The organism is Actinoplanes sp. NPDC048796 (assembly GCF_040650035.1).
Lineage (GTDB): Bacteria > Actinomycetota > Actinomycetes > Mycobacteriales > Micromonosporaceae > Actinoplanes.
The window spans coordinates 112,862-134,023 of the sequence record NZ_JBEZGO010000012.1; the positions used below are offsets into that span (position 1 = coordinate 112,862).

The 21,162-nt window shown below is 70.8% G+C and carries 19 protein-coding genes; 12 read left to right on the plus strand and 7 right to left on the minus strand.

What is annotated here, in order from left to right:
* Positions 1–25: 25 nt before the first annotated feature.
* Positions 26–772: an SDR family oxidoreductase gene (locus AB0C26_RS35970; protein WP_360256847.1), complete on the minus strand. Its 747-nt coding sequence runs from the start codon at positions 770–772 to the stop codon at positions 26–28.
* 87 nt (positions 773–859) lie between these two features.
* Between AB0C26_RS35970 and AB0C26_RS35975 the strand changes: the two genes are divergently transcribed.
* The 4 genes from AB0C26_RS35975 to AB0C26_RS35990 all read left to right on the plus strand — a co-directional run bounded on the left by AB0C26_RS35975 (position 860) and on the right by AB0C26_RS35990 (position 4,402).
* A complete protein-coding gene (locus AB0C26_RS35975) occupies positions 860–1,447 on the plus strand; it encodes a TetR/AcrR family transcriptional regulator (RefSeq protein WP_360256849.1) in 588 nt (195 codons plus the stop codon).
* A gap of 92 nt (positions 1,448–1,539) precedes the next feature.
* A complete protein-coding gene (locus AB0C26_RS35980; RefSeq protein WP_360256851.1) occupies positions 1,540–2,664 on the plus strand; it encodes a hypothetical protein in 1,125 nt (374 codons plus the stop codon).
* A complete protein-coding gene (locus tag AB0C26_RS35985) occupies positions 2,661–3,572 on the plus strand; it encodes an ABC transporter ATP-binding protein (protein ID WP_360256853.1) in 912 nt (303 codons plus the stop codon). Before AB0C26_RS35980 ends, AB0C26_RS35985 begins: the two co-directional genes overlap by 4 nt.
* On the plus strand, positions 3,569–4,402 hold the full coding sequence (locus tag AB0C26_RS35990) for an ABC transporter permease (RefSeq protein WP_360256856.1): 834 nt from the start codon (positions 3,569–3,571) through the stop codon (positions 4,400–4,402). Before AB0C26_RS35985 ends, AB0C26_RS35990 begins: the two co-directional genes overlap by 4 nt.
* A gap of 4 nt (positions 4,403–4,406) precedes the next feature.
* Here the strand turns inward: AB0C26_RS35990 and AB0C26_RS35995 are convergent, their stop codons facing one another.
* Together AB0C26_RS35995 and AB0C26_RS36000 are read right to left on the minus strand one after the other, a co-directional pair.
* Entirely contained in the window at positions 4,407–5,183 is a 777-nt protein-coding gene (locus AB0C26_RS35995) for a lipase (RefSeq protein ID WP_360256859.1), read from the minus strand.
* 7 nt (positions 5,184–5,190) lie between these two features.
* Positions 5,191–5,931: an SDR family oxidoreductase gene (locus AB0C26_RS36000; protein ID WP_360256861.1), complete on the minus strand. Its 741-nt coding sequence runs from the start codon at positions 5,929–5,931 to the stop codon at positions 5,191–5,193.
* A 371-nt stretch (positions 5,932–6,302) separates the two neighbouring features.
* On the opposite strand from AB0C26_RS36000, the gene AB0C26_RS36005 reads away from it, so the two are divergent.
* Together AB0C26_RS36005 and AB0C26_RS36010 are read left to right on the plus strand one after the other, a co-directional pair.
* Positions 6,303–7,742: an RICIN domain-containing protein gene (locus tag AB0C26_RS36005; protein ID WP_360256863.1), complete on the plus strand. Its 1,440-nt coding sequence runs from the start codon at positions 6,303–6,305 to the stop codon at positions 7,740–7,742.
* On the plus strand, positions 7,739–9,154 hold the full coding sequence (locus AB0C26_RS36010; protein ID WP_360256865.1) for an endo-1,4-beta-xylanase: 1,416 nt from the start codon (positions 7,739–7,741) through the stop codon (positions 9,152–9,154). The genes AB0C26_RS36005 and AB0C26_RS36010 overlap by 4 nt, the downstream gene beginning before the upstream one ends.
* Before the next feature lie 46 nt (positions 9,155–9,200).
* Here the strand turns inward: AB0C26_RS36010 and AB0C26_RS36015 are convergent, their stop codons facing one another.
* On the minus strand, positions 9,201–10,031 hold the full coding sequence (locus AB0C26_RS36015; protein WP_360256867.1) for an aldo/keto reductase: 831 nt from the start codon (positions 10,029–10,031) through the stop codon (positions 9,201–9,203).
* A 250-nt stretch (positions 10,032–10,281) separates the two neighbouring features.
* Between AB0C26_RS36015 and AB0C26_RS36020 the strand changes: the two genes are divergently transcribed.
* The 4 genes from AB0C26_RS36020 (at position 10,282) to AB0C26_RS36035 (ending at position 17,182) form a co-directional block, all read left to right on the plus strand.
* Positions 10,282–13,044, plus strand: a complete 2,763-nt coding sequence (locus AB0C26_RS36020) for a BTAD domain-containing putative transcriptional regulator (RefSeq protein ID WP_360256869.1) — start codon at positions 10,282–10,284, stop codon at positions 13,042–13,044.
* A 162-nt stretch (positions 13,045–13,206) separates the two neighbouring features.
* Positions 13,207–14,193 carry a S66 peptidase family protein gene (locus AB0C26_RS36025; protein WP_360256871.1) on the plus strand — a complete coding sequence of 329 codons (987 nt, stop codon included), beginning with the start codon at positions 13,207–13,209 and terminating at the stop codon, positions 14,191–14,193.
* A 75-nt stretch (positions 14,194–14,268) separates the two neighbouring features.
* Positions 14,269–15,879 carry an ATP-binding protein gene (locus AB0C26_RS36030; RefSeq protein ID WP_360256873.1) on the plus strand — a complete coding sequence of 537 codons (1,611 nt, stop codon included), beginning with the start codon at positions 14,269–14,271 and terminating at the stop codon, positions 15,877–15,879.
* Entirely contained in the window at positions 15,857–17,182 is a 1,326-nt protein-coding gene (locus tag AB0C26_RS36035; RefSeq protein ID WP_360256876.1) for an AAA family ATPase, read from the plus strand. The genes AB0C26_RS36030 and AB0C26_RS36035 overlap by 23 nt, the downstream gene beginning before the upstream one ends.
* A gap of 276 nt (positions 17,183–17,458) precedes the next feature.
* Here the strand turns inward: AB0C26_RS36035 and AB0C26_RS36040 are convergent, their stop codons facing one another.
* Together AB0C26_RS36040 and AB0C26_RS36045 are read right to left on the minus strand one after the other, a co-directional pair.
* Positions 17,459–17,947 carry a sigma-70 family RNA polymerase sigma factor gene (locus AB0C26_RS36040; protein WP_360256878.1) on the minus strand — a complete coding sequence of 163 codons (489 nt, stop codon included), beginning with the start codon at positions 17,945–17,947 and terminating at the stop codon, positions 17,459–17,461.
* A gap of 312 nt (positions 17,948–18,259) precedes the next feature.
* Positions 18,260–18,940 carry a DUF4232 domain-containing protein gene (locus tag AB0C26_RS36045; RefSeq protein ID WP_360256881.1) on the minus strand — a complete coding sequence of 227 codons (681 nt, stop codon included), beginning with the start codon at positions 18,938–18,940 and terminating at the stop codon, positions 18,260–18,262.
* Positions 18,941–19,268: 328 nt separating this feature from the next.
* On the opposite strand from AB0C26_RS36045, the gene AB0C26_RS36050 reads away from it, so the two are divergent.
* On the plus strand, positions 19,269–19,679 hold the full coding sequence (locus AB0C26_RS36050) for a hypothetical protein (RefSeq protein WP_360256883.1): 411 nt from the start codon (positions 19,269–19,271) through the stop codon (positions 19,677–19,679).
* Positions 19,680–19,706: 27 nt separating this feature from the next.
* Here AB0C26_RS36050 and AB0C26_RS36055 read toward each other — a convergent pair whose 3' ends face one another.
* A complete protein-coding gene (locus tag AB0C26_RS36055; RefSeq protein ID WP_360256885.1) occupies positions 19,707–20,168 on the minus strand; it encodes a cupin domain-containing protein in 462 nt (153 codons plus the stop codon).
* 169 nt (positions 20,169–20,337) lie between these two features.
* Between AB0C26_RS36055 and AB0C26_RS36060 the strand changes: the two genes are divergently transcribed.
* Positions 20,338–21,114 (plus strand): GNAT family N-acetyltransferase, encoded by a 777-nt coding sequence (locus AB0C26_RS36060; RefSeq protein WP_360256887.1) that lies wholly within the window; start codon positions 20,338–20,340, stop codon positions 21,112–21,114.
* Positions 21,115–21,162 lie beyond the last annotated feature (48 nt).

Sequence of the window (21,162 nt, forward strand, 5' to 3'; positions counted from 1 at the left end):
TGTCAACAGGCAACTCGTCGTCCCGCTAAGCGCCGTATCCGCCGTCGATCCTCAGTACGGCGCCGGTGACGTACGAGGCCTCCGGGCCGGCCAGGAAGACGACACCCGCGGCGATCTCCTCTCCCCGGCCGTAGCGCCCCATCGACGTCGTCGGAAGGAACACGGCCGCGGCCGGGCCGTCGGCGGGGTTGGCGTCGGTGTCCACGAATCCGGACTGGATGACGTTGACCGTGACGCCCCGGCCGGCCAGGTCGCGGGCCACGCCCCGGCTGAAGCCCTCGAGAGCCGACTTCGTCGCCGTGTAATACGCCATCCCGGGGAACCCGGCCCGTGTTCCCACGCCCGAGCTGATGCTGATGATCCGCCCGTCATCGGGCAGCAGCGGCAACGCCTCCCGGATCGCCGCCGCCGGGCTCCGGTAGTTGGCGGTGAGCTGCCGCTCGATGGCGGCCTCGTCGGGATCGGCCTCGTCGATGCGGCCGCCGCCACCGATCCCGACGTTGTTGACCAGAATGTCGAGCTTTCCGAAATGATCGGCCACCTGGTGGATCAGGCCCACCGCCTGCGTCACGTCCGCCTGGTCGGCCCGGAACGCCGCCGCCCGTACCCCTTTCGCCTCCAGGTCGGCGACCACGGCCTTGGCCCGGTCCTCCGCGGCCACGTAGCTGATCGCGACGTCGGCTCCCTCGTCGGCCAGCGCCCGGGCGATCGCGGTCCCGATCCCGCGCGATCCGCCGGTCACGATCGCCACCTTGTTGTCCAGCTTCCCCATGACGTCCCCACTCCCTCGAGTTCTTGACTGTCCGGTCCAGATTAAGGGTAATGGACCGCGCGGTCAAGAACCGGTATCCTCGATCGCATGGCACGTCCGCGAGGGTTCGACGAAAAGCAGGTACTCGACGCCGTCCGTGATCAGTTCTGGGACGCCGGGTACGCGGCGACCTCCCTGGAGGATCTGATGCGGGTCAGCGGGCTCGGCAAGGGCAGCCTGTACGCGGCGTTCGGGGACAAGCATCAGCTCTTCCTCCGGGCGCTGCGCGGCTACACCCACGAGCAGCACGACCACCTCCGCCAAGCCCTCGCCGAGGCACCCCGGGCCCTGGACGCGCTCCGCAAGATCCTCGAGCCACCGATCGGTGACGGCCCGCGGCGTGGCTGCCTGATGGCCAACAGCACCCTGGAACTCGGCAACGCCGATCCCGAAGTCCTCGATCACGCCCACCGCACCTACGAGACGTCCACCGCGCTGATCGCTGACGGCGTCGCCCGCGCGCAACGCGAGGGCGACCTACCCGCCGACGCGGATCCGATCGCGCTCGCACGGGCCCTGTTGGCCGCGCAACAAGGACTGCTCTTCATGAGCCGGACCGGCCTGGACGCGGCCGCACTCACCGCCACCGCCCGATCCTTGGCCGGCCAACTCCTGCCGGATCACCACGAAGGCTGAGCCCGCCAGGCCGACCGCACCGCCTCGCCGAAGTCGCCGTTCGCCAGCAGCCGGCGGCACCGACTGACCGCGCGGGGTACCGTTGCTGGTCTATGTTCAGCGGCCGCACCGTCGTCAGCGCGCAGAGGGCGCGCCGGTGGTCGGTGGTGCTCACCGTCGCGCTGGTGCTCGCGGCGATCCCGGTGGTCCTCAACGCCTGGCCCGTGCGGGCCACCGGCGGGGACCTCGCGTCGCTGCGCGACCGCATCGCCGCCTCCGGAACACAGAGCTTTCAGGGGTACGTGCAGAGCACCGGCCGGCTCGGCCTGCCCGCGCTGCCGAATCTGTCCCAGGTGACCGCTCTGCTCAGCGGCACCACCGAGATGCGCACCTGGTACGCCGGGGCGGACCGCTGGCGGGTGGACGTGCTGGGCCCGGGCACCGAACAGGACCTCTACCAGACCGCCGAGGGGCAGGTTCGCTGGGACTACGGCGAAAGCCAGCTCACCCGGATCGTCGGTGAGCAGCCGTTGCGGCTGCCTCGGGCGGCCGACCTGACCCCGCCCGAGCTGGTCCGCCGGGTGCTGCGCCTGGCCGCCGGCGACCGCGTCGATCCGCTGGCCGCCAGACGGGTCGCCGGGGTGGACGCGGCCGGGTTGCGGCTGGTGCCGGCCGAACCCGGCACGACCGTCGCCCACGTCGACATCTGGGCCGACCCCGGGACCGGCGTGCCGCTGCAGGCCGAGATCACCGCGAAGGGCGGCACCCGCCCGGTGTTCGTCACCCGCTTCCTCGAGGTCCAGTTCCGGGTGCCCGACCCGAGCGTTCTGACGCCGCCGGCGGAACGGCCCGGCATCGGATTCACCGTCACCGAGGCCCCCGACATCCTCGGTGTGCTCGCGGACCGGCAGCCGGCGGCCATGCCGCAACGGCTGGCCGGCATGCAGCGCCGCGACACCGTGCCGGGCCTCACCGCGGCGGGCGCGTACGGCGCCGGGCTGAGCGCCTTCGTCGTGGTGGCGCTGCCGAGCCGGTTCGGGTCGCGGGTCTTCGAGCAGCTCGCGGCGTACGGCCGCGTCGTGACCGTCCCGGCCGGGACGGCGGCTCTCATCGCGACCGGGTTGCTCACCGCGCTCGTGGTGCGCACCGCGAGCGGAAACTGCCTGGTGACCGGCACGGTCGACGCCGCCCTGCTGGAGCGGGCGGCCGGCGATCTGGCCCGGGAGGCCAGCTGTTGATCACAACGCGCGATCTGACCAAGCGGTACGGCCGTACGGTCGCCGTCGACGGAGTCGATCTCGACGTTCGCGAGGGTGACCGGTACGGCCTGCTCGGCCCGAACGGGTCCGGCAAGACCACCCTCGTCCGGATGCTGCTCGGGCTGGTGTTCGCCACCCGCGGCGAGATCGAGGTGCTGGGCCGGCCGGTGCCCCGGCGCGTGCACGAGGTGCTGCCGTCGATCGGCGCGCTCGTCGAGGGTCCGGGCGCCTATCCGCACCTGTCCGGGCGCACCAACCTGGAGCTGTTCGACGCCAGCGGTCCGGGTCCCGGCCGGCGCGGCCGCCGCCACCGGGTCGGCGAAGCCCTGGAACGCGTCGGGCTGGCCGGCATCGACCGTCGCCCGGTCCGGGCCTACTCACTCGGGATGAAACAGCGGCTCGGGCTGGCCGGTGCCCTCCTGCGCCGGCCGCGCCTGCTGATTTTGGACGAACCCACGAACGGGCTCGACCCGCGCGGCATCCGCGAGGTCCGCGACCTGCTCGGCGAGCTGAACGCGGAGGGAACGACGGTGTTGCTCTCCAGCCACCTGCTGGCCGAGATCGACGCCTTCTGCACCCGGGTCGGCGTGATGGACCGCGGCCGCCTGGTGGTGCAGGACGAACTGGCCCGGATGCACGAGCCCACCGGCCGGACCCTGATCAGCACCCCTACCCCGGAGCGGGCCGCGGCACTGCTCGACGGCCGGGTCGAGCGACGCGACGGGGAGTCGCTGATCGTCCGCGGCGCCGATTCCGGCGCGCTCACCGCCGAACTCGTGGCGGCCGGCGTCACGGTCACCGCGGTCGTCCCCGAACGGCGCACGCTGGAACAGGTGGTGCTCGAGGCGACGACCGGGAGCGCCGACCGGATGGAGGGCGACCGATGATCCGGGTGGAGCTCGCCAAGCTGTTCCGCCGCCCCCGTACGTACGTGATCGCCGCCTTGCTCTGTGCCCTGCCGTTCATCGTCGCGGTGTTCCTGGCCACCACCGAGATTCCCCCGCCGCCGGGTCAGGGTGGCGCGTTCCTGTCGGCTGTGCTCAGCAACGGCGCCCTCTATCCGGCCGCCGCGATGGCGCTGGTGCTGCCCGTGTTCCTGCCGGTGTCGGTGGCGGTCCTGGCCGGTGACGCGGTGGCCGGCGAGGCGGCCGCCGGCACCCTGCGCTACCTGCTGATCCGTCCGGTCGGCCGGACCCGCCTGCTGGTCGCCAAGCTGATCTCGCTGGTCGCCTTCGTGCTGTTCGCCATCGGCGCGGTGCTGGTCACCTCGTACGTCACCGGGGTGACCCTGTTCGGCGCGGAGACCAGCTCGGCCGGGATCGCGCTGCCACCCGACGTGACCTCGCTGTCCGGTGTCACCATCAGCCCGGCCGGCCTGGCCCTGCGGCTGGTCGCCACCGTGGCGTACATCGTCGTGTCGATGGTGGGGGTCGCGGCCATCGCGCTGTTCCTGTCGACGGTGACCGACTCCGCGCTCGGTGCCGCCATGGGCGCGCTGGCCGTCCTGGTCACGAGCCAGGTCCTGGTCACCCTGGACGCGGCGGCGGCCGTCCGGCCGTACCTGCCGACCCGATACTGGCTGGCCTGGGTCGACTTCTTCCGCGAGCCGGTGCTGTGGCGCGACATCGAGCGCGGCGCCGCCATCCAGCTCGTCTATCTGGTCGTCCTGCTCGGCGCGGCGTGGGCCAACTTCGTCACCAAGGACGTGGCGGACTGAACCGCTAACCGCCGCCGGGACAGGCCGTGGGGGCGGCCAGCGGCTCGACGCCGAGTGCGGCGACGACCAGGGCCGACACCCGCGGATCGGTCGGCAGATCGCCGTGCGACACGCGAGCCCGGGGGCAGACGCTCTGCAACGGCACGTTCACCGCCCCGGCCAGCCGCGCCGAGTCGGGCGGCTGCACGGTCTCGTCGTCCTCGGTCCAGATCGACAGCCACGGCAGGCCGTCCGGCAGCGACTCGTCGATCTCCCGCAACAACGCGCTGCCCGGGACCAGCTGACGACAGGCCGCCGGGCAGGCGTCCGGAGCGAGCGCCGCACCCTCCCCCGCGATCCGCGTCCCGTGCAGGGGCGAGCCGAGCGTCACGACGCGGCGGGCCACCCGGGCGCCGTCGTACCGGTCCACCCACAGCCTGGTCACCACCCCGCCCGCCGAGTAGCCGACGACATCGACGGAGCCGCCGGCCTCCCGAAGGGCCTGGCGCACCGCGCCGTCGAGCGCGCCGGCCTGTTCGTAAAGGTCTCCGGTGCCCTCCCCGGGCAGGGTCACCACCCGGGCGGTACGCCCGTCCTCGCCGAGGCGACCGGCGAGAACGCTCAGTGCGGCGCGGCCACCGCCGTACCCCGGAACCAGCAGCACGATGCCCGGCCGGGTCTGATCCGGGCGGACACCGTCATCGCCGCCGCCGCGGAGCACGCGCGCGCCGATCACCACCGACGCCACGACGACCAGGACGCCGGCCACACCAGCGAGCAGAAGCCGACGTCGCGGTGACATCACTGCCTCAGCTCTGCTGTTCGGTGCTCCACAGCTGCCACACCGTCGTGCGCACCGAACGGGGCTGTTCGAGTACGACGCGGATCGTGTGTGCCACGTCCTCGGGGCGCAGGTAGGCGTCGAGGTCCGGGGAGCCCTCGGTACGGCCGGCGCCGATGGCGAACTCGGTGGCCGTTCCGGCCGGGCAGATCAGGGTGACGCGGGTGCCCTCGGCGCGCAGCTCGCGGTCGAGGGAGCCGGCCAGCCCGACCTGGGCGTGCTTGGTGCCGGCGTACACGGCCTCGTCGGCGCCGCCGCGGAAGCCCGCCACCGAGGAGACGATGATGATGTCGCCGCCGCCGTCCTGCGATCGGAACTGTTTGACGGCTGACCGCGCGCTCCAGACCGTGCCCAGGTAGTTGGTCTGCACCATTTCGGTCAGGGTGTCGTCGTCGAGGTCGAGGATGCCGCCGTACGCGCCGATGCCCGCGTTGGCGACCATGGTGTCGAGCCGGCCCCACTTGTCGACGGCCGCCTTGACCAGGGCGTCGCTCAGAGCGGGGTCACGGACGTCGCCGACGACCGGCACGACCTTGTCCTCGCCGAGGTCACTGACGATCTTGGCGAGACGGTCCTCGCGGCGAGCCGACACGGCGACCCGCGCGCCGGCGTCGACCAGCGAGTAGGCGGAGGCCGCGCCGATACCGGCGCTGGCGCCGGTGATCGCGACGACGGTGCCGTCCAGGGAGCGGGTGGTGGCATGAGGCATGGGGCTCTCCCGGCTGATGGAACGATCTTGTTGAGTGGTGCTTACCCAGCATCGGCCCAAGTACGACTGCCGCCGACAGATTGAGCCGCGGAGGTCGCTGTTAACCTTCACAATTCGCGATAGCGGAGTTGTCATAATCGGCGAATAGATGGGGCGCATCATCGCCAGAAAGGTGTTACCTAGACCCGGCCGGTCAGGTCGCGACGCGCTAAAAAATACGCTGGAAACGGATACATCCGGTAATTTCCCAGCCCAGGCGAACGCGCTAGACATCGATGTTTATCACTTGACCGGCGTATCGGTTAACGCTAACTTCACGGCCACGCAAGCATCGGGTCGCGCCGAACGGCCCTGGTCGGGAAGGAACCGAGATGGTGACGACACGTGCGGGCCGGGTCCTGCTCGCCGCGGCGCTGGCCGTCGCCGGCGCCATGGTGATCCAGGAGCCCGCGCACGCCGGCACCCTGGAGTTCCGCGGGGTGAACTGGGCCGACCAGCGGGACAACTTCGTCGACGGGGTGCTGTACGTGTCGGGTCTGGGCTCGGCCGACACGTACGCCACGGCGTCGGTCGTCGCCGACCGGGTGGTCGGGCAGCTCTACTCGATCACCGGGGCCAACACCGTCCGCATGCCGATCAACGAGCCGACCGTCGCAAGCTACTGGAACACCTACACCGGCGCGATCGACCAGGCGCTCACCAAGGGCAAGGTCATTCTGGCGTACTGGGCGCACAGCGGCGGCCGGCCCGCCGACGCCGCGGCCTACGACCGGATGTGGGACACCGTCGTAGCCAGGTACGCCGGCAACAGCAACGCCTACTTCGAAGTCATCAACGAGCCGCACGGCTACTCCACGGCCGATCTGAACAACCTCTACAACGCGTGGCTCAGCCGGCACGCCGATGTACCACGCGGCCGGGTCATCCTCGACGGCGCCGGGCTCGCCCAGAACGTCGCCGCGGTCGGCCAGGACGGCCGGCTGGGCAACACCCTTCTCGCCGTACACGATTACTCGTTCTTCGCCGGCTTCGAGGACGAGACCTCGTGGGCGAACCACATCGCGAGCTCCATCGGCGGGTACGCCTCTCGCACCGTGGCCACCGAGTGGGGCGGCCCGATGGGCCCGGGCAGCAAGAACGGCGTCTCGTACGACACCATCGACTACGACATACCCAGCGGATCGTTCTTCGCCGACTACATCCGAGGCGTCAGCGGCAAGCTGCGCGAACTCGGTGTGGGTGGGGTCTACTGGCCCGGCCTGCGCGACGGCGACTGGTACAGCCTGACCCGGCGTACCGGCAGCGGCCCGAACCTGAACCTGACACTGACCAACCCCTCCGGGCTCAACCGTCTGCGGTATTCGTGGGGGCTCGGCACCGGGGGCAGCACGACGGTCCGCATCGTCAACGCCGCCACCGGCCGGTACGCCGACGGCCTGGGCCGTACCGCGTCCGGGTCCGACGTCGGCCAGAGCTCCGCCACGACCAGCCTCGACCAGCGGTGGGTGGTCGAGAACGCCGGCACCTATGTGCGAATCCGGAACCTGCGCACCGGGCTGTACTTCGACGGCATGGGGCGCACCGTCAACGGCAGCGCCGCCGGCCAGTACACCGGCGGAACGTCGGCCAACCAGCAGTGGACGGTGGTCACCGACGCCAACAACGTGCGGCTGCGCAACCGGGCCACCGGCCTGTATCTCGACGGTATGGGACGGACGGCGAACGGGGCGAGCGCCGGTCAGTACAGCGATTCCGCCAGCACCAATCAGCGGTGGAAGATCGTCGCCGCGGAAGAGGGGAAACAGCGATGAACGAAGCCCCCGCCCACTCGCGGCGCCGTACCCGCGGCCGTGCCCGGCTGCTCGTCGGCGGTGCCGTCGCCGTGGTGACCGCCGTGGCCTCGGTGGCCGTGGCCACCCTCGCGCACGCCGGCCTCAACGACCCGCCCGGGACCACGCTGAAGGCGGCGGCCGAGCGCAGTGGCCGGTACTTCGGCGCGGCCATGGGAGGAGACCGCCTCAACGACTCCGGCTTCCTCGCCATCGCGAACCGCGAGTTCGACATGATGACGGCCGTCAACGAGATGAAGCCCGACGCGACCGAGCCCAACCGCGGCCAGTTCGACTTCCGAGCCGGTGACGCGATCTACAACTGGGCCACCCAGCACGGCATGCGGGTGCGTGGCCACACCCTGGCGTGGCACGCGCAGCAGCCACGATTCTGGGGCAGCCTCAGCGGCGGCGGCCTGCGCACCGCGATGATCGACCACATCAACGGCGTCATGAGCCACTACCGGGGCAAGCTCGCGTACTGGGACGTGGTCAACGAGGCCTTCGCCGAGAACGGCGGCCGCCGCTCGTCGAACCTCCAGTCCACCGGCAACGACTGGATCGAGGTGGCGTTCCGCACCGCGCGCGCCGCCGACCCGTCGGTCAAGCTCTGCTACAACGACTACAACATCGAGAACTGGACGTACGCCAAGACGCAGGGCGTCTACAGCATGCTGCGGGACTTCAAGGCGCGGGGTGTGCCGGTCGACTGCGTGGGCCTGCAGACCCACTTCACCGGGGGCAGTTCGCTGCCGGGCAACTTCCAGCAGACACTGTCGAGCTTCGGCGCCCTGGGGCTGGACGTCGCGCTGACCGAGGCCGACGTCACCAACGCCTCGGCCACCCAGTACGCCGGGCTGACCCAGGCGTGCGTGAACGTTCCCCGCTGCGTCGGCATCACGACCTGGGGCATCCGCGACAGCGACTCGTGGCGCGGCAACGAGAATCCGCTGCTGTTCGACCGCAACAGCAACCCCAAGGCCGCGTACACCGGCGTCCTGAACGCCCTGAACGCCGCCACCACCACCGTGCCCGGGACGAGCACGCCCCCCAGCACCCCAGGCAGCACGCCGCCGGTCACCGGGCAGCCGGGCGCCTGCACGGCGACGTACCGCACGGCCGGCACCTGGGACGGCGGATTCCAGGGCGAGGTCACCGTGACCAACAACGGCTCGGCCCCGCTCAGCGGCTGGACCGTCCAGCTGACGCTCGCCGGCGGCCAGAGCATCGCCAACGTCTGGAACGGCGTCAACACCGGCACCGCCGGAACGGTCAGCGTCCGCAACGCGTCGTACAACGGCTCGCTGGGTGCGAACGCCTCGACCACGTTCGGCTTCCTGGCCAACGGAAGCAGCGGGACGGCACCAGGCGTCGCCTCGTGCACCAGCCCGTGACCGGGCGGGGGCTCCTCAGCCCCGGCCCGGCGTCCTCACTTGCCACTCACCACCAGGGTCGTTCGAGGGCCTGGTCGGTCCCGCCGGTGTGGTCCAGGCCGTCCAGGACGTCGACGTCGGCCGGGGCGAGCTCGAAGTCGAAGACCTGACCGTTCTGCTCGATCCGCTCCCGGTGGGTCGACTTGGGCAGCACGATCAGCCCGCGCTGCACCGCCCAGCGGATCAGCACCTGAGCCGGGGTGCGGCCCACCCGCTCGGCGATCTCGGCCACCTGCCGGTCGCGCAGGTGACGGCCGGTTCCCAGCGGGCTGTACGCCTCCAGCGCCACGTCACGGTGTTCGCACGCTTCCAGCAGTCCGCGGCGGAATTCGAACGGGCTGAACTGCACCTGGTTGACGACCGGCTTCACCTCCGCGACCTTCAGCAGGGCGTCGACCTCGGCCGCGCTGAAGTTGGAGACGCCGATCGAGCGGGCGTAGCCGCGCTCATGAGCACGCTGCATACCGTCCCAGGCCCAGGTCGGGCCACCCTGCGGCCAGTGGACGATGTACAGGTCCACCGAGTCGACACCGAGGCGCTCCAGGCTGCCCCGGGCCTCGGCCTCCGGGTCGCTGGAGCCGGGATAGAACTTGGTCGTGATGAAGACGTCCTCGCGGGCGACGCCGCTGTCGCGCAGCGCGCGGCCCACACTGGCCTCGTTGCCGTAGGCCTGCGCGGTGTCGATGTGTCGGTAGCCGGCCTCGAGCGCCCACCGCACCGCGTTCTCACATTCGGGTCCGTCGGGCACCTGCCACACGCCCAGCGCGAGCAGCGGAATCTCCGTGCCGTCGGCGAGCACCCGCGCCCGGCCGTCCTGCGTCAGTTTCCCTGCTGCCATTTCGTTCTCCTGCCCTGGTGGTCAGCGCCTGCCTCCGGTCGTACGGCAGGCGCCGCTGGCACCCTCCTACCCACGCCGCCCGAGAACAACCGGTATTCCGTGACGGTCCGAGAACCCAACCGCCCGGACACCGGCCGGCGATGCGGCGCTCCGCGCCGTCCTTGGTCTCCCGGCGTAACGTTGCGTCCAAGATCTGGACGGCCGGAGCGCGGAGAACTTGGAACCTATTCGATTCACTCTGCTAGGTCCGATGCATGCCTGGCGAGGAGACGAAGAGCTTCCTCTCGGCGCCAAACAGCAGCGGATCATCCTTGCCCTCCTCCTGTCCCGGGCCGGCGACTCGGTCAGCCTGACCGATCTGGTCGAGGCGCTCTGGGCCGACCAGCCGCCCGGCAGCGCCCTCAACGTGGTTCATCGGTACGTCGGTGCCCTGCGCCGCCTGCTCGAGCCCGGGCTGCCCCGGCGGGCCGAAGGGCAGTGGCTCATCGGGTCCGGGGGCAGCTACCGGATGCGGGTCACCGCCGATTCGTTCGATCTGCTGGCGTTCCGGCGCGACGTCGAGAAGAGCCGGGCGTCGGCCGAGTTGGGACGCTTCGAGGAGGCGCTTGAGCAGATCTCGGGGGCGCTGGAGCTGTGGCGTGACCGGTGTGCGGCCGGCCTGGACGCCGCCCTGTCCGATCATCCCTGGTTCGTCGCCCTCGAGAACGAGTGCACCGGCGTCGCCCGCGAGGCGGCCCGGCTCGCCCTGCGATGGGGGCGGCCGGCCGCGGTCCTGCCGGCTCTGCGCCGGTCGGCGGCCCGTAACCCGTTCGATGAGACGTTGCAGGCTGACACCATGCTGCTGCTCGCCGCCGACAGCCAACCGGCGGAAGCGCTCACGTTGTACCAGCAGGTGACGAAAACGCTGGACGACCAGCTCGGCGTGAGCGCGGGCCCGGAACTGCGCGCGGCATTGCAGTCAGTTCTGCACAGCGGCGACGAGGTCACGGTAGCGGCGGAGCCCGTGGGATCCGCCGCGCCGGACGGCTCAGCGGGCGCCGCCGGACCGGTCCCGGCGCAGCTGCCCTCTGACCATCCCTATTTCGCCGGCCGGCAGGAGGCGCTCGACGACCTTCTCGGCCGCGCTCGGCGTCAGACAGGCTCTCTTCGCATCTTCGTCATAGACGGCATTCCGGGCATCGGCAAGACGACTCTGGCCGTCCATCTGGCTCACCTCCTGGCCGCGGACTTTCCCGACGGGCAGCTGTACGCCGACCTCCGGGGCTTCGACGCCTTCCGTCAGCCACTGGACCCGGCCGAGGCGCTGCAGGGGCTGTTGTCCGGCATGGGCGTGATCGGGGTGTCCGACGGCGACGACCTGGAGGTACGCGCGGCGCTGTACCGCAGCGTCCTGGCCGGTCGCCGCGCGCTGGTGCTGCTGGACAACGCGTACGACGCCGACCAGGTCCTGCCGCTTCTGCCCGGCAACGCCGAAAGCCTGGTCATCGTCACCAGCCGCACCCGCCTGGCGCGGCTGGACAGGACGATGGGCGCGCATCTGATGACCTTGGACGTGCCCGGACCCGAGGAGGCGCGGGCGAGTCTGGTCAGCCGGATCGGGCCCGACCGGGCCGAGGCCGAGGCGTCCGCGCTCGACGAGATCATCGAACGCAGCGGGCGCCTGCCCCTGGCCTTGGCTCTCGTCGCCGCACGCGCCGGCGACCAGCAACTTCCGGCGATCGCGGCGGACCTGCGCTCGGCGCGCCGCAGTCTGGACGCGTTCGACGACGAGAACCTGGACAACGATCTGCGCGCCATCTTTTCGTGGTCCTATCACCGGCTCAGTCCCGCCGCTGCGCACTTGTTCCGGCTGCTCGCGGTACACCCCGGTCCGGACATCACCGCCGAGTCGGTGGCCGCCCTGGCAGATCTCGGCCCGGCCGAGGCCCGCACGTTGCTGGGCGAACTGATTCGAACCCGGTTGGTCATCCAGCATCGGCTCCACCGGTACCGGCTTCATGTGCTGGTCCGCACGTACGCCACCGAGTTGGCGGCGGCGACGGACAGCCGAGCGGAACAGACGACGGCGGCCCACCGTCTGCACGACTTCTACGTCCGCGCCGCCGAGGCGGCGAACCGCACCGCCGAGGGGCCGGGCGGCTCGGACGCCGAAGTCGCCCAAGCCATGGAATGGTTCATCACCGAACACGAGGTGGTGCGCTCCATCGTCGAGGACGCCGCCGGCCGGGGCGATTCCGCCACGGCCGGGCGAATGGTGGTCTCGTCTCAGTTCTTCTATCACCGGTACGGCTGGTGGAACGAGTGGCGCGACGTGGCTCAGCTGGCCGTGGAGGCGGCCGAACGGGCCGGTGATCCGCTCGGTCAGGCCCGGATGGAGCGGTCCCTGGCCGGTGCCCTGTACTTGCAGAATTACTACGAGGAATCGTTGACCCGCTTGCGAGTGGCCCAGCGGCTGTTCGAACAGGCGGGAGAGGATTCCGAGCGTGCACGGGTGCTGACGAACATCACCCGAGTGCTGCTCAGCGAGGGACGATATGCCGAGGCGCTGCGACACCACCGCCAGGCGCTTCTGATTCTGCGCACTCATAGTCTGCCCCAGGCCGAGGCGGCCGCCCTGCAGGTGATGGGTAACCACTTGGCCGCCGAGCGGCCCCGCGTGGCGGAATCCCTGGCCCGGAGGGCGGCCGATCTGTGCGCCGCGATGAACGACACGCAGGGCCTGGCCATCTGCGACGAATTACTCGCGCGATGCGCGTTGGCCCAAGGCCGGCCGGTCGAGGCGCTGGAGTATTCCGACCGTGGCATCAAGCGACTGACGGGCACCCATTTCCGGCTCGTGCGTTCCGAGGCGCTCACCACCCGGGGAGACATCCTCGTCAGCATGGGACGAACCGACGCCGCCCGCGAGGCTTGGCGCGAGGCTCTGACGCACTTCGACGATCGCCGGGTTCGCTACGCGATCGCCCTGCAGGAGCGGTTACGGCAGGTGACGCCGGATCAGGAGCCGGCCTGACGGCGGCGACACAAGATTCACGTCGCGGACATTGAACCCGCACCTGCCGGGGCCGTCCCCTTGGTGCCGTCACTTTCCGCTGCGCCGACTCTTGAGAAATCTGGTTACGACATGTCCGCTCTCCGCTTTCCCGCGTCCCTGCGACCTGGTGACCGTATCGGCGTGACAGCGCCGTCCGGCGGCGTCAACGCGGCCCTACGGCCCCGGATGGACTTCGCCGTGGCGACGCTGGAGAAGCGTGGCTACGACGTCATCGTCGGCGATCGCGTGAACGGCGACGGTCACGTCAGCGCTCCGCGCGCCGAACGAAGCGCGGAGTTGACCCGGATGCTGCTCGAACCGCGGATCCGGGCCGTCGTTCCGCCCAGAGGCGGCAGCGTCGCCATCGACCTCCTCGACACGATCGACTGGGACGCCGTACGGGGCGCGGAGCCCACCTGGCTGTGCGGATACTCCGACATCTCGACGATCCTGCTTCCGCTCACCCTGCTCACCGGCATCGCCACGGTCCACGGCTCGAACCTGCTGGACACCCCGTACGAACCCGCACCCGGTCTCCGGAGCTGGCTGGACGTCGCCGAGCTTCCGGCCGGGGCCACCTTCACCCAAACCTCGCCCGGCCGCTACCACAACGGCGGCGGACCGGCCGAGTGGTCGGCGCGCCCCGAAGCCACGACGATCGGTTACGAATCGGCCGGTTCCTGGCGGCTCCTCAACGGCCACGCCGACGACATCCGCCTGGCCGGCCGGCTCATCGGGGGCTGCGTCGAGACACTGGGCAATCTGGCCGGAACCGCATACGGGGACACCAGCGCCTTCGCCGGCCGCTACGCCCCCGAAGGCCTGCTGATCTACGTCGAGGTGGCCGGCGCCGAGGCCGACGAGGCTTGCCGGACCCTGCACGGCATGCGGCTGGCCGGCTTCTTCGAGCGCGCCACCGGCATCCTCATCGGGCGAACCGCCGCCCCGTCGATCCCCACCTTGACCCAGGACGAGGCCGTGCTGGACGCGCTCGGAGCGTTGGGCGTACCGATCGTCGCGGACGTCGAGTGTGGGCACGTCCCACCCACCATGCCGTTCGTCAACGGGGCGAAGGCCACTGCCGTTGTCGCCGGCGGCGTCGGCCGCATCACCCAGACCCTGTCCTGAGCTTTGATCGCCTCTCTCGCCCCGCCGGACAACCAACCATCCGCCTTGCACGTATGAGCACATCAGTAGGGGGAAATGACGGTGGACCCGAAGGAGATACGCCCTCCCCTGCTGAACCCGGTGGCCGGATCCGGTGGTATCGCCGCGACGGCCCCCGCTCCGGCCGTCTTCGCCACACTCGTCGGCCGCGAGAAGGAGTGCCGGCGGCTGCGCGACGCGGCTGCCGCGCTGGCCGGCCACACCGGTCGCAGCATTCGCGTCCAGGGCACCGCCGGTATGGGCAAATCCGCGTTCCTGAGCGCGGCGCTGCGCGATGTGGTCCCGGCCGGTGGCCGGGTCGGCTGGGCCGCGGGGAGCGAACTCGCCCAGCGAATACCGTTTCGCGTCCTGCTCGAATGCCTCGAGACGGCATTGCCCGACGACAACCGCTGCGAAGCGCTCCGGCGGCTCTCCGACGAAGTGACCGACGGCGCGACTCTGGCCGGGGCCGCCGGCCGGGCGGCCGGCCTGATCCGCGGTGCTGCCGCCGATGGGCCACTGATCCTGGTCGCCGACGACCTGCAATGGGCCGACGCCGGCACCGTGCGGGTATGGGATCTCCTCCGGGACAGCACGCGCGAGATGCCCTTGCTGTTGATCGGGGCGACCCGCCCGGGCGAGGCCCAGCCGCCGGGCGCCGATGAGGTGATCGAACTGACACCGCTGCCGGCAGCCCACGCGAGCCAACTCGTCCGGACCGTGATGGGCCGGGAGCCGGATCGCCGGCTCATCCGCGAGATCGTCGTCGAGGCCGCCGGTAACCCGTGCTATCTGCGACTTCTGGCCGCGAAAGGCTCCGTCCGGATCACTCCGGAACTCACCTTCGCCATCGCCGGGCACCTGGAGCATTACGCCGGCGCCACCCGGCGGGCGCTGAACGCCGTCGCGCACCTGGTGGCCGGGGACGAAAGCGTCGACGTCGCCGGTTGTGAACGCGGCGACCTGGCCGTCGTCACCGGCCGCGGCAGTGAGGACCTGCTTCGCGACCTGGCGCCGGCGGTTCGCGGCGGTGTGCTGACCGTGTCCGGTGAACGCATCGAGTTTCGCTGCCGGATCGTCGCGCGCGTCCTGCACGAGGAGGGCTCCGCCCCGCTGCGTGTGATGGTGCACCGCTCGTTCGCCTCGCGCCTGGCGGACGCGAACCGGCCACCGGAACGCGTCGTCGGGCAACTGCTGGCCGGGCCGGTGCCGATGCGAGGCCCGATTGTGGGCTGGCTGACCGACCACGTCGAGTCGCTGTTCGAGCGCACGCCCCACCTGGCGCTGTCGACCCTCGAACAAGCACGCTCTCAGGACGGCATCGCCTTCGCCGACCGCCTGGTCATCACCGCCTGGCTGGCCCGGCTGCGGCAGCGGCAGAACCGCGATTGCGTGGCCGAGGCCGACTGGGTGGCCGCGCACACGGACGATCCGCTCCTCAGGGGTGAGATGCGCTGGCTGGCCGCGCTCGCCCACGAGCGGAACGGCAACCACCTGCGCGCCGCCGGCATCGCCTGGGCCGAGTTGCGTGACGGCGGCGCTCCCGCGTCGCGGCAGAACGGCTTCCGGTCCCTGCTCGACCGGATGAGCCCGCACCTGCCGTCCACCGCCCGGCCCTCCCTCCCCCGATCGGTGACCACCGGGCATGACACCGCAGTCAACTGGTGACCGGCGGGCCCGGGCCGCGGCGGCTCTCGGCGACGACGGCCTGGTGACGAGCCTGGCCGGCCGTGAAGCCGAGGCCGGCCGGCTACGGGCGCTGCTCACGAAGACCGCCGGGGGCCGGGGCGCGGCCGTGCTCGTCGAGGGCGAGCCCGGCATCGGCAAGTCGGCGCTGCTGAACGCCGCTCTGGCCGGGGCCGGCGAGCTCGGATGCCACGTGGCCTGGGCCGTCGCGGACGAAAGCGATCAGAGTGCTCGAACGCCGGTCGTGGCGCGGGCCCTCGGCCTGACCGGCGTCGAGGCGCACCCTTCGGAGGCCTGGCGAATTCTGGCGTACGTCCGCGACGCCTGCGCGAGCGCCCCGCTCGTGCTCGTCGTCGACGGTTTCCAGTGGGTCGGCGAAACCGACGTGCTCATGTGCGAAAGGCTGATCGCCGCTACCCGGCGACTGCCGCTCCTGGTGGTCATAGCCTCCCGCCGGCAACCGCGTGGCCGTGAACTGACCCCGCTGCGCCGCGCTGTGCGGGCCCGCCACGGGCACGTGCTGTCCCTGGGCCCCTTGCCCGCGGAAGCCGTGGCGGACATGATCACGGTCGCGGCCGGGGCGCCTCCCGGCCCGAATGTGGCCGAGGTGGCCCGTTCGGCAGGCGGTAACCCGTACGTCGTCCAGCAGGTCATCAACTCCCTGATCCGCCGAAACGCGATGCGGATCATCGACGGCCGGGCCGACATCGACCCGGCCGCACCCGTACGGATGCCACAGTCGGTCCGCACGGCGGCGCGTGCCGCGGTCGACCACCTCGGCGACAGCACGCGGGAGACGCTGCGGGTGGCGTCGCTGCTGGGCATGAGCTTCGCGGTGGACGACCTGGTCGCCCTGACCGGGCGTACGCCACTCGGCCTCATGGCCGACTTGGCGGAGGCGATGGCCGCCGACGTCGTGGTCGATACCGGGACCGAGCTCGCGTTCCGCGACACCTTCCTCCACCGGGCCGTCTACGAGAGCATTCCGGACGAGATCCGGGCGGCCTCGCACCGGCGCACGGCCGAGGTGCTCGCCCGCCTGGGCCGGGCGGACACCCGGGTCCTGGAACAACTGGTGGCCACCGCGCCCGAGGTCACCGAATGGGTGGTGAGCTGGCTGGCCGGCCACCACGCCGAGGTGTCTCGTCACCACCCGCGCGAGACAAGCGAGCTGATGCGTCACGTTCTGGCCACCGCGGTGCCGACCGAACAACAGCGCCGGAGTCTGCGGACGGCCCTGAGCCGGCTGGACTTCCGCAACGAGCGATGGTCGACGGATTCCTGATCATGACCCGGGCGGCAACGGCAACATCCGCCAGAGGTCGCCGGAGTGCGCGGCTTCGATGGCGGCCGTGGCGGCATTCCAACTCGCGGGGAAGTCCGCACGGGCGTCGGCCTGGCGTACCCAGTCCCGGGTGCCGCTCGATCGGTGCGGCGAACGCGGCGTCGTCGCCGTCGAGGGCGGCGCGGACCAGTTCGGCACTCATGCCTGCCGGCTGTACGAACCCTGGCCGCACCCGGGTGCCACACGCATACTCATGCGAACCTCCTGTGTGGGCCGTCAGGCCGCTTCGGCGCCGCCGCCGATCGTGGTCTTGAGCGCATGCATCGCGTAGTGGGCGCGCGATTTCACTGTGCCGCGTGGTATGCCCAGCCGCTCGGCGGCCTGCTCGACCGACGCCCCGCGAATGTACAGCTCGGTCAGGACGTTGCGGTGGTCGGCGCTGAGCCCGTGGAAGGCCTCGACCACGCTCTGCAGCGCGAGCGTGCTGTCCGAGGTGTCCTGGATCGCCATCTCGGCGGCTTCCCGGATGCTGACCTCGGCCGGCCGAACCTGGCGCATCCGCGCGGCGTCGATGGCGACTCGGCGGGCCACGGTGAACAACCACCGCCGGGCGTTCTCCTCGCCGCTGGGCAACGACGCCAGATTGCGCCAGGTCCGCAGCATGGTCTCCTGCAGCAGGTCCTCGGCGGCGGGACGCTCGTGGCGGGTCAGGCTGAGCAGGAACCGCATCAGCGGGCGGGAGTAATTGGCCATGATGAATTCCATGCGCGACTCCGCCTCGCGGCGACGCGGACCACTGGCCCATTCCGGCGAACTGATAGAAGCCGCAGTCACGACAACCCCCAAAATCGATCTGATCTCGATCTGGAGCGTAAGAAGCGCCGCGTGCAACTTTTATGAACGGAAGTGCAAGGAAAGTGCCATCGGCCGATGTCGGCCGGCTCACATCATGAAGAACGGCGCCGGCGGGCCCCGGTTCACATCCAGCGCTCAGAAATCCAGGAAACTCCAAGGCGCAAACAGCCCAAACAGCAGAAAGGCCGGCGACCTTTTCGTCGCCGGCCTTCCCGCGCTTCGCTAGGCGCCGGCCCCGATGGGCTCGACGTGGCCGTCGGCCTGGCCTGTCTCGGTGCAGGCGTATTGCGGCTTGCTGACGAACAGCGACGAGTACTGGTCCGGCGGGATGACGTGGTAGCCGCCCGCCTTGGCCGGCGCGCACGCGTTGGGCGCGTAGGTGACCTCGATGATCGCGTGGGCCTGCCCGCCCGGCTTCAGGAGGACGCGTGGGGTCGCTCCGCCGTCTCGGATGAAGCCTCGTCCGAGCTGCTTGCCGCCGCCCGCGGTGACGAACGAGACGCCGGGGTAGCCCTCGAGGAAGCACGTGCGGGTCGCGGTGTTCCGGAACAGGAGCTTTTCGGTGTGTGTGCCGGCGTTCTGGCCGGTACCCGCCTCGTCGGCGACCTGGAGGTCGGAGGTTCGGCACTCGGGCGTGCCGGCCCTACCGCCCGCAGCGCCGGCAGGCCGCGAGGAGGCCCTCCCAGCCCCCGAACCACTGCTGCCCGAATCGGTGTTCGCGGCTCCGGTACCGCTCCCCGCATCGGGTTGACCGGTCGCACCGTCGCCGCTGGGCGCCGAAGCCGCGGTGGAGGGGCCCGGCGTGCTCGGCGCTGACGGCGCCGGACCGGCGCAACCCGCCGCCGACAGGACGAGCCCGGCCAGCCCGGCGACGATCGCCATCGATTGTTTGACGTTGCCCATGCCGCATCTCCTCACCTTGGGACCGCAGTCTGTTCGGCCCTCGTGCGGGGCGACGGTCGTTGGCCGGCGCGGTTCACCGGCACGGGCAACCCACAGGCCCGTCCCAGCCGACCCACAGGAATCGCCCGGGTGTCGATGCCCGAGGATCCCGGGCCTTGCTGTACCGGACATCGATCCCGGTCGAGCGGTGGGCCAGGACCGGCCTGTTTACGCAGTTCAGCGCGAGATCCCGGCTTCGTGCCACGCTCGGCGATCGCCCTTTCCCGGGTCGGGAGCCACGGTGACACTCGGTGACAACACATGATCCACCAGGAAAGGCCACAGAAAAATGAACAAGCGTCGCATCGCCCTCGTCGTGACCACCGCCGCGCTCGGTGTCGCCGGTCTCGCCACCGCCGGTACCGCCCAGGCCGCGCCGGCCGGCCCTGGAGTGGTCGTCGACTACGCCGCGCACACCGTCAAGGTCAGGCCGGCTTCCTTCCAGCCGTACAAGGACGTCAATTACACCAGCGTGAAGTGGACGGCACTCACCTCCACGACCGGCGATGCCACCGCCATCCGCAACATCAACACCTGCGTACCCGCCTGCGCCGCCGGCCACTACCAGCACACCCGCGTCAAGCTCCACTTCACCAACGTGAAGGTGTCGGACGGGCGTCGTGTCTTCACCCGGGCCCAGGTCACCGATCTCGCCACCAAGAAGACGACCACCACCGCCCTGCCGGTGTTCACGAAGTAGACCGGAAGGCGACGGGCGCCGATCCCCTCATCGGTTCTCGGGGATCGCGACGCCCGGGCCCAGCATCTCGATGTGGTGCCGAGCCGCCACGGCCGACAGCGTGGCCGGGTCCGTGGGCCCGTTCGCGGTGGCCTCGCTCAGCTCGCTGACGAAACGGTCGAAGCCGGCGGGTACGTGCAGGGTCAGGTACCGGACCGACGGGCTGATCACCGCGAAGCTGTGCGGTATGCCGCGCGGCAGCACCGCGACGTGACCCGCGGCCGCTTCGCGGCGCTCGTCGCCGACCTCGATGACCATCTCGCCCTCGAGCAGGATGAAGGTCTCGGTGGCGAGCAGGTGACGGTGCCGCGGCGTCGAATGCCCGCGACTGCCGGTGCTCTCGACCACGGTCAGCTCGCCCTGACTCTGATCCGCGGTGAGCAACATGCGGGCGCGGGAATCCAGCAGCCGGTAGACCGGCTGATCGTCCGGGGTGGTGAAGACGGACATGTACGGCCTCCTGCGAAAACTCATGCGCTACCAGTCGGCGGCGTCTGGAACGAGGACGGGAGGCCGGCGTCATCGTTCGACCGACCACAGCTTTGAGGCTCGGCACACAGTGCTCACGGCTACCGCCCGGCCTTCTGAACTTTCGTCGGGTCCGAGCGTCGTCCGCATCATGAACACACCACCTCCCATCGTCGACTCGGTCGACGACCTGGCGCCGCAGCTGGCCAACAACCGTGCTTACTGGCTCGGCTGGGGCAGCTCCTCGGACGTCGACGACGAGTTGCCGATCTACCGCAGCGACCTTCCGCACGCGATGCTGAACGGCGTGCTCCGGGCCCGTGGAGTCGACATCGACGCCGCCGTGGGCCGCGCTCGTCAGGCCCTGAAGGGCACCGGTTGGCTGTGGTGGTATCACCCGGTCGACAGCGACGCCGACGTGGCCGATCTGCTTGTCGCCCGCGGCGCCACCCTCGCCGGCGCCGTACCGCTGATGGCGGCGCGACTGGCTGACGTGCCCGACATCGCGGCACCGGCCGGCGTGCGCATCGAACCGGCGCGCACCGACGGGGAACTCGCCGCGTTCGCCCGGACCTATCTGGTGCCGAACGGCTTGACCATGGACGAGGCGGACGCCGCGGCCGAGGTGGAGCGTGCCCGCGACGACCGCTTCGACGATCAGCACCGTTACCTCGCCTGGATCGGCGACGAGCCGGTCGCCTGCGGCGCCCTGTCGATCAGCCATGGCGTCGCCGGCGTCTACAACATGGCCACCCGCGCCGAGTACGAGAGCCGCGGCATCGCGACCGCGCTGGCCGTACGGCTGCTTCGCGAGGCGCGAGGGCGCGGCCTGAAGGTGGCCACTCTGACCGCCAGCGCCCGGGGCGCCCTGGTGTACCGGCGTCTGGGTTTCACGAACGTCAGCGAATACCAGCTCTTCAGCCTCTGAACGAGTCTCGCCGTTCGGCCCTCTAGGTTCTCTGCCGGCTCGGGGATG